This is a genomic window from Candidatus Omnitrophota bacterium (assembly GCA_028693815.1).
Classification (GTDB): domain Bacteria; phylum Omnitrophota; class Gorgyraeia; order Zapsychrales; family Aceulaceae; genus Aceula.
The window spans coordinates 1-14,947 of the sequence record JAQUUP010000017.1; the positions used below are offsets into that span (position 1 = coordinate 1).

At 39.7% G+C, this 14,947-nt stretch carries 8 protein-coding genes and 1 riboswitch; of the genes, 5 read left to right on the top strand and 3 right to left on the bottom strand.

Annotated features, from left to right (window positions below; all coding sequences use genetic code 11):
- Window positions 1–41: 41 nt before the first annotated feature.
- Genes PHY73_06285 through PHY73_06295 form a run of 3 tightly spaced genes read right to left on the bottom strand, consistent with a single transcriptional unit; the run spans window position 42 to window position 3,097 of the window.
- The gene (locus PHY73_06285) at window positions 42–2,597 is read right to left on the bottom strand and encodes an AAA family ATPase (protein ID MDD3375309.1); all 2,556 of its coding nucleotides are present in this window, start codon (window positions 2,595–2,597) and stop codon (window positions 42–44) included.
- Between the two features lie 51 nt (window positions 2,598–2,648).
- On the bottom strand, window positions 2,649–2,915 hold the full coding sequence (locus PHY73_06290) for an acyl carrier protein (protein ID MDD3375310.1): 267 nt from the start codon (window positions 2,913–2,915) through the stop codon (window positions 2,649–2,651).
- Window positions 2,903–3,097 carry a helix-turn-helix domain-containing protein gene (locus tag PHY73_06295; protein ID MDD3375311.1) on the bottom strand — a complete coding sequence of 65 codons (195 nt, stop codon included), beginning with the start codon at window positions 3,095–3,097 and terminating at the stop codon, window positions 2,903–2,905. Before PHY73_06295 ends, PHY73_06290 begins: the two co-directional genes overlap by 13 nt.
- A 531-nt stretch (window positions 3,098–3,628) precedes the next feature.
- Here PHY73_06295 and PHY73_06300 point away from each other — a divergent pair.
- The 5 genes from PHY73_06300 to PHY73_06320 all read left to right on the top strand — a co-directional run bounded on the left by PHY73_06300 (window position 3,629) and on the right by PHY73_06320 (window position 14,784).
- On the top strand, window positions 3,629–4,780 hold the full coding sequence (locus tag PHY73_06300; GenBank protein ID MDD3375312.1) for an acyl-CoA dehydrogenase: 1,152 nt from the start codon (window positions 3,629–3,631) through the stop codon (window positions 4,778–4,780).
- Window position 4,781: 1 nt separating this feature from the next.
- Complete coding sequence (locus PHY73_06305) at window positions 4,782–5,564, top strand: electron transfer flavoprotein subunit beta/FixA family protein (protein MDD3375313.1); 783 nt, start codon at window positions 4,782–4,784, stop codon at window positions 5,562–5,564.
- 1 nt (window position 5,565) lies between these two features.
- Window positions 5,566–6,762 carry an electron transfer flavoprotein subunit alpha gene (locus PHY73_06310; GenBank protein ID MDD3375314.1) on the top strand — a complete coding sequence of 399 codons (1,197 nt, stop codon included), beginning with the start codon at window positions 5,566–5,568 and terminating at the stop codon, window positions 6,760–6,762.
- Window positions 6,763–7,204: 442 nt separating this feature from the next.
- Complete coding sequence (locus PHY73_06315; protein ID MDD3375315.1) at window positions 7,205–10,072, top strand: FG-GAP-like repeat-containing protein; 2,868 nt, start codon at window positions 7,205–7,207, stop codon at window positions 10,070–10,072.
- Window positions 10,073–10,329: 257 nt separating this feature from the next.
- Window positions 10,330–10,412: riboswitch (cyclic di-GMP riboswitch) on the top strand.
- 88 nt (window positions 10,413–10,500) lie between these two features.
- Window positions 10,501–14,784, top strand: a complete 4,284-nt coding sequence (locus tag PHY73_06320; protein ID MDD3375316.1) for a hypothetical protein — start codon at window positions 10,501–10,503, stop codon at window positions 14,782–14,784.
- Window positions 14,785–14,947 lie beyond the last annotated feature (163 nt).

A 14,947-nucleotide genomic window follows, 5' to 3' on the forward strand; every position in this document is an offset into this window, starting at 1 on the left:
TCATTTTGAAAATCGTCAGCGGACTCAATGACCTCCGTTGACTAATTAAGAACTACATCAAAATCAATTTTATATGTTTGCGATATTTTGTCTTTTAAACTCTGCTGACCAAAAGACAATTCTTGTTTCTTAAGCTGACGGTTATGCGCATCACTACGAATTTCTTCGAGCTTTCCTTCTACCTCTTTAATTTGAGGACGCATCAAAGAAATCCGATTGTAAACATCTTCTTTTTGACTATCGTATGCCGTCAAGGCTTCCTTCAAGCTTTGCTTTTTCGATTCAAGCTCTTGTATTTTAAAACGAATCTGCTCGCTTGACTGAATATGTTCTTTTTTCTTTGCCTGTCGCTCAGACGCTTCTGACTCAAGACGATGCAATTCTTCAACACCCCCATTGAGTGTCTCTTCAAAAATTCTTAAGTTTTCTTCTTGTCCGGCTTCTTGCTCGCGAGAAGAATCAAGCTCGGTTTGAAGTTGCGCAATCTCAACAATCACAGCTTCTCTCTGCTCTGATTTTCCAGCAATCTCATCTTGACGCTGACTGATGCGTGCTTTGAGATGACCGATCTCATCAGCGATCAAATTAAGCTGCTCAATCAAATGATCTTCTCGAGACTTTAAATCATTTAAAGATTCTTTTGTCTCGATCAGTTCCTGACTAATAATATTAAGTTCCTCTAAAAGCTTGCTTGACTCATCTAGAATATTATTTTTGTCTGCTTCAAGTCGAGAAAGCTCTCGCTCATGCTGGTGAACATCCATATTAATATGATTAATTTCTTCTTGCTGCTCAGCAATTTGCCCTGCCATATGATTCTTTTCTTCAATATGACATGCAATCTGAGATGCAAGCTCTTCAATTTTGATGGTAATCTGCTCTGGCTCAAGCTCAATAAACTTTGTTTCGCAAGAAATCTCATACAATCCGTTTCCTTGAGCCGATTGAAAATGCTCAGCCAACGCCCTTTGCTTTGACTCATCACACCTTTGAACACCTTTGATTCTTCCGATAATTCCTTTGACTTCCTCAAGCGGTGGTTGTGATGTTAAAAGCGTTCCTTGGGCGACAGGATCCGACGTGTTTTCATACTGAGTGCGCATATCTTCGATAAATTCTCGTTTTGACAACAAAGATAATTTCGAATTCTCTAAATCATTAATTGTTTTTTCAAGAACAAAAAAACTTTGCTTGATTTGATCAAGCGCATTTTTCTTTGACTCTTGATTTCCTTTAAGGTCGTCAATCCTCTCAGAACAACGGTCAATGTCTTCCGAAACACTTCGAAGTTTATTATCAATCGCTTCCTTCTCTAAATGAACTTTATTGTTTTCAAGATCCAAACGACGCTTGCGCGCCAAAGACCCTTGAAAATTCTTCATGATCTCTGTTGATTCATTTTTCAAATGAACTTGATCTGTTGATTTCTCAAGAATAGCTTCTTCTTCCTGCTTGATTCCATTTTTATTTTCACGAATACTCTCCTCTAATTGAGCAAGATCATCTTTTCTCGTCGTGACTGTCTCTAAATTTCGGATAATTGTTTCTTTGAGATTCTTAAAAGATGCTTTGAGAGAATTGATCTTTTCTTCTTGGGTTCGACATCTTTCTTTGAGCTGATTCTTTTGTTCTTCAATCTTTTGCTCATTTAAATCAATCGCAACAATGCGCTCTTCATTAAAACCGATTTGCCTATTTTCCATTTCAATCTGATTTTCAACTTTAATACTTTCTCGATGAAGTTCATTAGCTTTTTCATCTAATTCAGAAATCAAATTGTTTTCTTGAGACAACAAACCATTTAAAGATTCTAACTGATCGTGAAGCGCTTGTTCTTCGACTTGAAAATCATTTAAGGAATTCTGAAGCTCATCTTGTCTTTGTCCGAAAGTAGACAACTGATGTTCCGCAAAAATAAACTCCAGCGCTTTAAGCCTTTCGAATGATTCTTTATAGCGCTGCGCCTTTTTTGCCTGACGCTCGATCGATGCAATTTGGCGTTTAACCTCAATCGTAATATCGTTGCTACGCAACAAATTGCCTTCGGTATCTTTTAATTTATTTAAAGCTTCACGTTTTTTGGATTTATATTTTGTAATGCCTGCGGCTTCATCAAAAATAAGACGTCGATCTTCTGGTCGAGCGCTAACAATCAAATCTACTTTTCCCTGCTGCACCAAAGAATAAGCCTCTGCTCCCACGCCAGTTCCCATAAAAAGCTCCAAAACATCCTTTAAGCGAACAGGTGTTTTGTTCAAAAGATATTCGCTCTCGCCAGAGCGAAACAATCTTCTTGAAACAGTAACTTCATCATATTCTATAGGGAAAACTTTGGTCTCGTTGGAAAAAGTAAGACTGACTTCGGCAAAATTTAAAGGCGCTCTTTTATTGGTTCCATTGAAAATAACATCTTCTCTAGAAGAGCCTCTTAATTCTTTTATGCTCTGCTCACCTAAAACCCATCGAATAGCGTCAAACACATTGCTTTTTCCGCAACCATTAGGACCAACAACGGCAGTAATGCCCGGCTCGAAATTTAAGATAGTCCTATCTGCAAAAGATTTAAATCCAAAAATTTCAATTCGCTTCAAATACATATTGATACCCTTTCCTTAAAGTAAGGTCTACAAAGAAGAATACAAAAACTATTACGCAGATGTCTTTCCTGTCATAATATCGTCAACAATCCCTGCTGTTGCATTTAGCGTTGTAAATTTTGGTAATGTGTCCTCTGGGATTACAATTTTATATTTCTTTTCAATCCCTGCCAGAATTTCTAACGCCATCATAGAGTCCATCCCAAGGTCCTTAACAAAATTCGCGTCCCCGTCAATTTCCGATGGATCTGACTCTAAAATTTCGGCAACAAGCGCACGTAGATCTTCAATAAGATCAGTTTTGCTTATATTTGCCATACTCCCCCTCCTTGATTCTGAGTTTCCAACCACTGATCAATTTTCTCTTTTTTAAATCTCCATTGCCCGACTGTTTTAATTGCAGGGATCTTCCCTTTTTTTAACCAATCATAAACAGTGCGCTTTTTAACGCGCAAATAATCAGCAACTTCCTCTATAGTCATTAATGAATTAATGGCCACTTCGTTTTCTTCCTATTTATTGCTTATTGAATCGTATTAAGCTTATTGATAACATTAACTATCTTTGAGAACTACTTTATTACATTAAAGTTTGTATGTCAAGTTATTTTACATATTTTTTTCTATATAATCTGTTGTTTATCATAAAAATCAACAAACTACGATTAGAGTCCTATATTAGCCATCAGATTACATATAATTACATCAACTTACATATCTTACATTTACCCAGAAAATACAAGAAATCAAGAGTTTTTTATAACATCGTCTGCATTCCTCAAAAAAATGAAAAGATTGTTGAAGACAAAGCAAATATTTCATTGCTTTGTGAATATTAGCAAACATTACTATCTCTAAATAATCAAAAAATAACCAAATGTATATATATTTTTATCATAAAATACAATTTGATTTAACAAAAAGAAAAATCAAAAAAAATATTGCCTAGCACGGCAACTGTGTGGTAGTATGGAAAAGTTTCATAGAGACTAAATTAGATATTATTTTATTCAATCAATCGGAGGAGTTATAATGGATTATTTATTGACTGAAGAACAAGTGATGCTTCGGGATCTTTGCCGCGAAATCACTGTTGAAAAAATTATCCCAGTCGCTGGAGAGCTTGATAAAACAGAAAAATTTCCTTGGGACATTGTCAAAGTCATGGCCGATTCTGATATTTTTGGCGTATACATCGACGAAAAATACGGCGGCATGGGTGGCGGACTCATGGAGCTATGCATCGCCATTGAAGAATTTTCAAGAGGATGTGCTGGTATCGCCCTTGCCTTTTCAGCCACAGCGCTTGGAACAGACCCTATCCTTTTATTTGGAAGCGAAGAACAAAAAGAAAAATATCTTCCAGACATCGCCTCAGGTAAAAAATTAGCTGCTTTTGGTATCACAGAACCAGCTGCTGGTTCTGATGCCAGTGCCATGCAAACAACCGCTAAAAAAGTCGGCGATCATTATGTCCTAAACGGAACCAAGCATTTTATTACCAATGGTGGTGATGCAGAAATTTACACTATTGTTGCGATGACCAACAAATCAAAAGGTGCCCGCGGCGCTAGTGTTTTTATCGTCGAGAAAGATACTCCTGGATTTACCTTTGGAAAAAAAGAAGACAAAATGGGTATTCGCGCATCTTCTACACGAGAACTTATTTTTACAGATTGTAAAATTCCTAAAGAAAACTTAATTGGCAAAGAAGGCCAAGGATTTATTATTGCCATGCGCACTTTTGATATGTCTCGACCAGGCATTGGCGCTCAAGCTTTAGGAATCGCCCAAGGATCTTTGGATGTTGCCGTCAAATACGCCAAAGAAAGAAAGCAATTTGGAAAACCGATTTCAAGTTTTCAAGGCATTCAATTCATGCTTGCGGATATGGCAACGCAAGTTGAAGCAGCGCGCGCTTTAGTCTATGCCTCTGCACGACAAATTGATGCTGGAGTGAAAAATTTAGCAAAAGATTCGGCCATGGCAAAAATGTTTGCCTCTGATACAGCCATGAGAGTGTCAACAGATGCAGTCCAGATTCTTGGAGGCTACGGATACATGCATGAATATCCTGCAGAAAAATTTATGCGCGATGCCAAAATCACTCAAATCTACGAAGGCACCAATCAAATCCAAAGAAATATTATTGCACTCAACTTAATTAAGGAAACTTCAAAATAACATGAATATTATTGTTTCCATTAAACAAGTCCCCGATACAACGCAAGTTCGTATCGACCCAGAAACAAATACGCTCATTCGTGAAGGCGTTGAATCTATTATCAACCCTTTTGATACCTATGCTATTGAAGAAGGTGTGCGCCTCAAGGAAAAATATGGCGGAAAAACCATTGTCATTACCATGGGACCACCTCAAGCCGAAGCTGTTTTGAGAGAAGCTATCTCAATGGGTTGCGACGAAGGCTATCTGATTAGCGATCGCGCATTCGCAGGATCGGATACACTTGCAACAGGATACACGCTTGCTATGGCAATTAAGAAAATTAAAGATTTTGATATTATTCTCTGCGGAAAGCAGGCCTCGGACGGAGATACAGCGCAAGTCGGTCCTGGCATTGCAACACAGTTGGACATCCCTCAAGTCACGTATGTTAAAAAGATTGAAGAAATTAAGGATAACGTTGCTCGTGTTGAACGCATGACCGAAGAAGGTTTTGATATTGTTAGAACAACGCTTCCTTGTCTTTTGACCGTTGTCAAAGAAATCAATGAACCTCGAATCCCTTCCCTAAAAGGGCGAATGAAAGCAAAAAAAGCAATCATCTCAACATGGAAAGCCATCGACCTAGACCTTGATGAAGTGCGCCTTGGGCTAATGGGTTCTCCAACATGGGTTTCAAAAATATTTACTCCACCTCCTCGTCCTAGAGGAGAAATCTTTGAGGGTGAACCAGAAGACACAACAACAAAACTCACTGATTTGCTAAAGGATAGGTTAGTTTAAAATGAGTATACAAGTGATTACAGATAAATGTACCGGATGCACCCTTTGCGTCAAGGTTTGTGCGTTTGGAGCGATCACAATGGTCAACAAGAAAGCTGTTATAGATCTAGACAAATGCACACTCTGCGGCGCCTGTGTTGATTCTTGCAAATTTGACGCGATTGAACTTAAACGCGATTCTAGCAAAACACCAAACTTGGAAGACTATAAAGGAATTTGGGTTTTTGGTGAACAAAAAAAAGGTGTCATCCAATCTGTTGTTTACGAACTTTTGGGGAAAGCTCAAGATCTTGCTAAAAAATTAGATACAGAAGTTTGTTGTGTTGTCCTTGGACACAATATCAAAGACAATCTTCAGCAGCTGATTCATCGCGGCGCAGACAAAGTTTATTTTGTCGATGCCCCTGAACTAGAAAATTTCTTAGATGAACCATACACAAAAGTTTTGGTTAATTTGATTCGTAAACACAGGCCAGAAATATTTTTGTGTGGCGCAACATTTATTGGCCGATCCTTAATCTCGCGTGTTGCCGTAAAACTGCACACCGGCCTCACCGCGGATTGTACAGGACTTGATATCGATGAAAAAGAAAAATTCTTGATGCAAACACGACCCGCATTTGGCGGAAATATCATGGCCACTATTTTAAGCAAAAACCATCGCCCTCAAATGGCAACTGTTCGGCATAAAGTTTTTAAAGAAGCGGATATCGATACTTCTCGAAAAGGAGAAATCATTGAAGAAACCGTTTCCAAGACACTCCTAAGCTCTCGAACAAAACTCTTAGACATTGTTGAAGAAGTGACATCCACGATCAATATTGCAGAAGCAGATATTATTGTTTCTGGTGGGCGAGGGATGAAAGGGCCAGAGAATTTTGAAATCTTAGAAAACCTTGCCAAGGTCTTAGGCGGGGCTGTCGGTGCCTCTCGGGCGGCTGTTGACAGCGATTGGATTCCATATTCCCATCAAGTCGGCCAAACAGGAAAAACAGTCTGCCCAAAAATCTATATCGCCTGTGGCATCTCTGGACAGATTCAACATCTGGTTGGAATGCAATCCTCTCGCATCATCATTGCGATCAACCAAGACCCTAGCGCACCCATCTTTACCGTTGCAAATTATGGTATTGTGGGTGATGTATTTAAAGTTATTCCTCTTTTAACCAAGAAATTTAAGGCTGTGCTGAACCAATAACTAACGAAATCTCAGAAATGCCAGAAGGTCGCAAGACATTATTTTGTGACCTTTTTTTCATTTTTTTTAAACCTCCTTTCATCCCAATTTCTCACTGCCCTAAAACCATTTCTCGACGCTGATGAAGTTTTTTTACGCATATTTTTTCCTTCTTCAAGAAAGCGTTTGCTCACCTTCCTCCTAAACGACCTTGTTTTTCAATGTTCTCATGCTATCTTTTTAAAAGAAATAAAAACTGTTCTTTTAAAATTTGAAATGAAAACTTTTCGAACGTCCTATTAGAAAAAACATATAAAAATATTGTCTAGTGGGATAAAGACAAGCCCTGAGGGATCAGGCGACGCAAAGCCAGAAGAATAGATTTATGGGCCCTATTCTCACCTTTTCGAGAATAGGGCCCAACGTGTTTATAAAGATATTAAAAACCTTAAGGAGGGGCACAATGAACAAGAAATTATTAATTATTTCGATTTTAGTCACAGCTTTTGTATCCATGGATTTTAGCACGGCACTTAGTAAGCCTTTTGATACATTCAAGGCAGAAAAAAATGTTACACCCTTTAGCCGTAATATCCGCACCCAGCAAGAGCTTCCTGATGATACTAAAGACATTTCGCTAAAGAAAATACCGAATGAGTTTTTTGAAGATAGCTTAGTTCAAAAAGACTCAAGAAGCATTCCTTTTGAAGCGATCAATCCAAATATTAACGGCTCTGCCGCCACCACAACCGCATGGGCCGATCTTGACAATGATGGTGATTTTGATCTCGTTTGTGGAAGCAGCCAATACGCTCTTTTCTCGATTTACGAAAATATGAACAATAATATTTTTATTCGCAAAGAAAATCCTTTAACACCTAATACGCCTTTTGCGGTAAAGGCGTTTAATATTTTAGACATTAACAATGATAATTTACTCGATTTAGTTTTAGTATCATTAAACAACGACCCTGTTAAGCTTTATATCAATAACGGTAACCTTTCTTTTTCTAATATCAATATTGTTGGTGAACCTTTTACGTCCAACACTCGTTTTACCAATGGAGATATCGATGGCGATGGTGATTTGGACATAGTAATCGCTGGGGAGGTGGGAACAGGATCCAGTCAAGAAACAGGCGGCATTATTTTAAGAAATGATGGAATCATTGATGGTCAACTTATAATACACGTGCTTCGACCACTCGTGTATGAAAAAAATGGTAGCGTCTCTCATGTGTTTGTCAAGAGATTTGTGCCTGAATCGGCGCCTAAGCTGGTTGATCTGAACAATAATGGCATGCTCGATATTTTCTACACAATACCTGGCCGAAAACCATGCTTATATCGCAATGATGGTAATGGTATTTTTACGGATGTTTCTCCTGACAATTTCTTATCAAGATCTCATAGCTTTGTATTTGATATCAACAACAACGGTCAACAAGATGTGATTTTATATACCTTCGGAGAAAGTAATACAAGAATCTTTGGAAACAATGGCAATTTTACCTTTACTGACATAGGTGATGGTGGAGCTATTACCAAAATTCCTGGCTCAAGTGCTTGGGGAGATTTCAATAATGATGGGTATATTGACATTGTCAGTGGCCCGTCTCCCAATGTTTATTATGGCGATCAAAACTGCGGATTTACTTTGGCGGGAAACATTAATGGAGTAGAAGCTACAGGATTTAACGCTGGCGACTATAATGGCGACCATAGTCTTGATGTAGTATCCAGAAGCCAATCTGCTAATAAAATGCGTATTCTCAAAAATATCACTACCCTGCCCAACCAGGCACCGGAGCCTCCTCAGAATGTTCAAACGATCTTGAATCCCAACGGAACAATTATTGAACTTATCTGGGATCAAGGAACAGATGACCACACCCCTGCGAATGGACTAACTTACAATCTATTTGTGGGCAGCGCTCCAAATGAGGTGGATATTATTTCACCCATGGCAGATCTTAACACAGGATATCGAAGAATCTCTCGACCAGGTTCTCAGGGTCAGAGTCTTTCGTTTGTTTTAGAAGACCTTCAGCCAGGAGAGTATTTCTGGGGAGTGCAATCTATTGATACCGCTTTTATCGGGTCGCCATTTCAAACAGGCACTTTTGTTATTGAAGATCCAAGCCAGTATGTTGTTGAAGGCAAAGTCAGCTCTGATAATGTTGGACTAGCGGGTATTGCGATCAAAGATGTGGACAATCCATCCATTACCTACGCGATCAGCCAATCCAATGGAACCTATAGCTTTCTAGCTGATAAAGATACTTCTTTTAAAACACAAGCAGTGGATCCACAAGGGTTGTTCCTTGACTTTACGACGGTCACAGGTGAAGTTTTTTATCAATATGAGGAAATTAATCAGAATTATTACAATCAAGACTTTAATAGCCAAACCTCGGTTTACACCATTAGTGGAAAAGTAACCTTAAATGGCGAAGGATTAGCGGATGTCAATATTAAGGAAGGCGCGTATGTGTTGTTCACAACAACCAGCGATGGCAATTATTCGATTACCAAGCCTCAGAGTTGGAGCGGCACGTTGTATCCAGAAAAAGAAGAATATGTCTTTGCTCCTTTAAGCCGACCATATTATAATTTGCAAGAACACCATATCAATCAAGACTATATGGCATCAGAAGTCATTGGCGAGACCTGTACCGTATCGGGCAAAGCATTCTTCGCGCCACCGGCTAAAAACGATAACACATTCAGACCTTTTATAGGTGCTGAACTTGTTAATGTGGACCCTGATTCTTATGAAATTATCGAACATCTAGGAGTATTTACTGATGAACAAGGACATTTCGAATTTTATAAACCCAGAGGCTGGAGCGGTAACATAGCTTTGTATCGGCCGGCGAACGGAGAAATTCTGGTTTCATTCTTTGCCCTGATCGGAGAAGAAGGTCCATTTAAAATAGAAAACCTCCAACAAGACACTCTGGTGTATAATTGGACCCTGCCTCAAATGGGAGGGCCTTTACCTGTAGGAGATGTCTGGTGGATCGGATATCCGACTATGGTGCCTTATATTAAAGGAAAAGTTTTAGATAGTAACGGCACTCCGGTTGAAGGCGCACGTGTTTACAATACAACAGCTCCGATGTACGAAAGCTATACTAATAACCAAGGTGAATACACCATCATCTATCCTTTTTTTGGCTTATTAGACATTACCCATACTGTGTCCTTGTCTAGAGTAGCGTTTGAACCAGAAACCATATATTATTCGATTCTGGATCGGGATTTTCTTGATCAAGATTTCATCATGCAATCAAAAAAGAAAGGCAGTTCTCAGAATGAGAAAAAATAGATAAGGAATAAAAAGCATAAAGAGCCCCCGCCTTTTGGCGGGGGCTCTTTTTTTTATCTTTTTTTAAGCCTCCCTTCATCCCAATTTTTTCCAACCTAAGACAATTACTCGACGCTGATGAAGATTCTTACGCGCCTTCTTTCTTTCTTCAAGAAAGCGCTTGCCTAAGACCTTGAAAATAACCTTTTTTGATTAAATCGCATGCTATACTTTCATTAGATAAGTAAATCGCTCTTTTATAGTCAGAAAAATTAAGATTCTCGAAAAGGCAAACTCGGGGCAACCCGGGTACGCAAAGCCACAGCTCCGCAGACATAACGCGGAGAGCTGAGCTATCGAAAGAATAAAAGCTTTTTATCGGGCCCTATTCTCACCTTTTCGAGAATAGGGCCCAACTTGTTTAACACGCAACAAAACAGGAGAAAAAAATGAGAAATAAATTTTTAGCCAGGCTGTTAACGCTAGTCATCTTTCTAAACTTTTCAATTCCAGGCCAAGTCCTTTCGGCTGCGATCGATGGCTCAAAAGCATTTACTCGTAATATCAAGACCGAATCAGCGACTGCTAATACTAAGAAACCAACAACCCCTAACCGCATCCCGGAGTCTTTCTTTAAGGAAGAAGACCCGGAACCAAAGGATGATTCTGGAAAATCAGGCGGCGACTGGGTGCAAAAACAAAAGATTTTAGCAAGCGATGGACTGACCTATGATCGCTTTTACCACCTTGCATCATCAGAAGACACTTTGATTATTGGGGCCTCATACGCTAACGTTAACGGAACAAGTAAAGCCGGAGCTACGTATGTTTTTACAAGAAACTTAAATGGCGAGTGGGTTGAGAATCAAAAATTAGTGGCAAGCGATGCTAACGCCAATAATAATTTTGGCCAATATGTTTCAATCGATAACGAAACTGCCTTAATTTCAAGTCCTTTTGCGAGTTTAAACGGAATAAATCAAGCTGGCGCTGCGTATGTCTTTACAAGAAACTTAAATGGCGAGTGGGCTGAGAATCAAAAATTAGTGGCAAGCGATGCTTCGAACGAAAGTCTTTTTGGTTTTTCGTCTTATATATCAGAAGAACTAGTTATTGTAGGATCACCTTACGCTAATATCAATGGTATCGAAAAGGCTGGGGCCGCATATGTTTTTATGAAAAATTCTGATGGTTTGTGGGAAGAGACTCAAAAAATCATTCCAAGCGACCCTATATATTCAAATAATTTTGGTTGGAAAATATCTGCCGACCAAAACATCTTAGCAATATCAACATCTTCAATGTATGGGGATGCGCCAGGATCTGTTTATATTTTTGTTAAAGATGATGATGGTGTTTGGCAAGAATGGCAGAAATTAACTGCCAGCGATGCTACTAACGGAGATCAATTTAATCGCATCAGCTTATCAGGCAACACCTTGCTCGTTGGTGCTCCTTACGCAGATTTAAGCAACTTCGTAGATGCTGGGGCTGTTTATGTATTTAATAAAAACGCAGAGAATTTTTGGCAAGAGGAACAAAAAATAACAGCAAGCGATATGGCAAACGACTTGGTCTTTGGGTTTGATACAGCTATTTCGGGAAGCAAAGCAATCATTGGGTCGCCCGCGCACTCTGGATGGACTGGTGCTGTCTATTTTTTAGAGAAAAACTCAGATGGGTCATGGATTGAGGCTGAGCAAATTATCGCAAGTGATGGACAACCAAATGATAAGCTTGGGATGTCCGTTTCAATATCTCAAGATTTTGCTTTTGCTGGAGCTTTAAATGGAGATGGCGTTCAAATTAACACAGGCGCAGTGTATGTCTTCGAAAAAGAAGGCGGCGCGGTCGAACCCGTCAACGTTCTTGCCAGTTTTGCCGCGGATAATTATTTCGCGGTCTATCACCAGGATCCTGAGACTGGAGAGTTGGTGTATGACTTTAGAGACGACGACGGTATTCAATGGGAAAAAGTCTACTCTCGTGCTTTTACGGTAGCTCCAGATTCGTATATCTATATTGTTGGTTTTAGTGATAAAGCTTCTGGTCAGGCATTGATCGGTCAAATCAAATTTCTAGATACCAATCAAACAATTTATACAAATCCAGACTGGGAAGTTTATGGGGCAGATATTTCTCCATGGAATACCGGGAATCATTCGACAAAACCTAGCGCAAGTCTGTTACAGAGCGTATTAGATACTAACCCAGAATTTTCTCCCGTTAGCGATTGGATTAATTATGGAGTTTTTCCTTGGGGAACACGTCTAAATTGGGTTGCATATACCTATACTTTCGAGGGACAAACGTATCATATAGAGAACGGACCTCTCGATCCAAATACGCCATCGCAGTGGATATGGCAAGATGGAATGTCAGCAACTCCTCAGTATAAAGCAGAGAATAAAGAATTTTATATCTTTCGATACAAAATTCGCCCTCATTACACTATATCGGGTATTGCAACCGATGTTAACGGTGAAGGCGTGGAGAATGTTCAAATTTTAGGTGAAAATAATGAAGAGCTAGCTATGACAGTTGAAAATGGATACTATGAATTCCATAAAGAACATGGATGGACAGACCTTGGCGTTCATGCAGAAAAATCAGGACATGTTTTTTATCCAGAACATCGTGAATACATGGATCTTAATCAAGATTGGATTAATCAGGACTACTCAGAAAATCCTAATGTCGAAACCTATACCATTTCAGGGACGGTGCTTTCTGGTTGCGGTGCAAATCCTACAAAAGGAATGATTATCCAGACGGTAAACAGTCATATTTTTCTGGCTGAAACAGACCTACATGGCGTCTATTCTTTCGAAATTGCAAGTAACCAACATTTATTAGTAGAAGCCATCGACCCTGATCCAGAAACATATTGGGACCTTCGCACAGATCCAACAGAGGAACCATTTTATGAATATTTCAATGTTACTGAAAACATTGTAGATCAAGATTTCAAAGGTCATAAGGTGCAAACTATCATTATGGGAGTAATAAGAATTAATGGTGCGCACGTCGTAGAATCTGGATATCAGCTACGCGAATATGACACCTATGAACTCTTAGGAGTTGCTGACGAAGAGGGGGTCTATGTCCTTAGTCTGCCAAATCGCTTTAGAGACTTTAAAGTAAAAGCTTGTGATGTTCAAGGAAATGATATTGGTTTTCTTACATACCAAAGTGGAGAGCCATTTTATCATTACATTAATCCTGGCGGAGATTTGTTCCCGTTAATGCAACAAGATTTTAATTTAGATACAAATACTCAATACACACTAAGTTACAATGCTCAAAATGGGGGCATAATTCAAGGTCAAAACCCTCAATTCGTAACTCAGGGTCAATACGGAACAGAGGTTATTGCCCAACCCAATACCAGTTATCATTTTATGCAATGGTCGGACGGGATAATGACGCCGAACAGAACTGATGGACCGATCTATGCCAACTTTGATGTGACAGCAGAGTTTGCCATTAATCAGTACACCTTAACCTACACCGCGGGGCCAGGCGGCAGCATCTCCGGTCCAACACCACAGACTATTGTCTGTGGGGGCAATAGTTCTCCTGTCACAGCTGTGGCTGATACAGGATATTCATTTGTACAGTGGTCAGATGGAGTAACTGCTGCAGAGAGAACAGATGGTCCTATTTATGGTGATCTTAGCGTTACTGCTGAGTTTGCTTTACAACAGTTTACCATCACCTATTTCGCTACACCCGGCGGCTCTGTAAGCCTGCAGAGCGAAACAGTCGCCTATGGTCAAGACAGCACCCCTGTCTTAGCCACGGCCAATCCAGGGCATGAATTTTATTACTGGAGAAGCTTGTGTGGGGAAATCTTTGAAGATCCGATCAATCCCCTTCAAATCACAAACGTTACGAAAAACTATGGTGTGGTGGCATACTTCTGGCCCTTGTTAAGCATATCAGGAACAGTGACCCATCAAGGACAGGGATTAGAAGGCGTTGCTGTCACTTTGAACGTCGCCGGAGAAGACGACCAAACCATACAAACCAATCCTGACGGGACATACGCGTTTTCAGATATTGCGATCTGGAGCGATGTGAGCGTCATAGCTCAAAAGGAAGGCTATTCCTTTAATCCTCAAAGCTACGCAGATCCCTCTCTTAAGAAAAACAAGGTCTGGAATTTTATAGCTGACCCAGAAACCTTAATCATTTCCGGTATGGTTTATTCCATGCCCAATGATATGGCAATAAGCGGAGTTGATATGATCAACGAGGAAGGTCTCAGCATAGCCACCACCGATGAGAATGGAATCTATAGTATCACGGTGGATTATGGCTTTAGTGATTCGCTAACACCGCTCAAGGCAGGATACACGTTTACTCCAATAAGCCGAAGCTATACGAATATTGAGAATGATCAAATAAATCAGAACTATGAGGCAACCCCAAAAACGCTTAATATTTCTGGTATAGTTTATTCCATGCCCAACGATATAGCTGTAGTCGGAGTTGATATGATCAATGAGGAAGGTCTCAGCATAGCCACCACCGATGAAAATGGGCAATATACTATCAGTGTTGTTTATGGATTTAGCGGTAATGTCGTCGCGCAAAAGACAGGATACAAATTTAAGCCAGCGACATATACGTATCAAGACCTAACAGAAAATCAACAAGGAAAGAATTATCTGGCATCTGCGCAAAAATCTGGCAGCGATCTATCCGCGCCAGCGATAAAGAAGCGATAAACAGAATAAAAAAACATAAAGAGCCCCCGCCTTTTGGCGGGGGCTCTTATCTTAGAATTTAAATATCAGTTTTCCTTCTATCGATCAAACAACGTCTTTTTAGAAAAACCCAAGGTCCACCTCGAAGGTGACACGGGTTCGCTAGAAACGGTATATCTTTCAT

Coding starts and splice junctions, on each gene's coding strand:
- PHY73_06285 (MDD3375309.1), bottom strand. CDS start 2,597: ATGTATTTGAAGCGAATTGAAATTTTTGGATTTAAATCTTTTGCAGAT.
- PHY73_06290 (MDD3375310.1), bottom strand. CDS start 2,915: ATGGCAAATATAAGCAAAACTGATCTTATTGAAGATCTACGTGCGCTT.
- PHY73_06300 (MDD3375312.1), top strand. CDS start 3,629: ATGGATTATTTATTGACTGAAGAACAAGTGATGCTTCGGGATCTTTGC.
- PHY73_06305 (MDD3375313.1), top strand. CDS start 4,782: ATGAATATTATTGTTTCCATTAAACAAGTCCCCGATACAACGCAAGTT.
- PHY73_06310 (MDD3375314.1), top strand. CDS start 5,566: ATGAGTATACAAGTGATTACAGATAAATGTACCGGATGCACCCTTTGC.
- PHY73_06315 (MDD3375315.1), top strand. CDS start 7,205: ATGAACAAGAAATTATTAATTATTTCGATTTTAGTCACAGCTTTTGTA.
- PHY73_06320 (MDD3375316.1), top strand. CDS start 10,501: ATGAGAAATAAATTTTTAGCCAGGCTGTTAACGCTAGTCATCTTTCTA.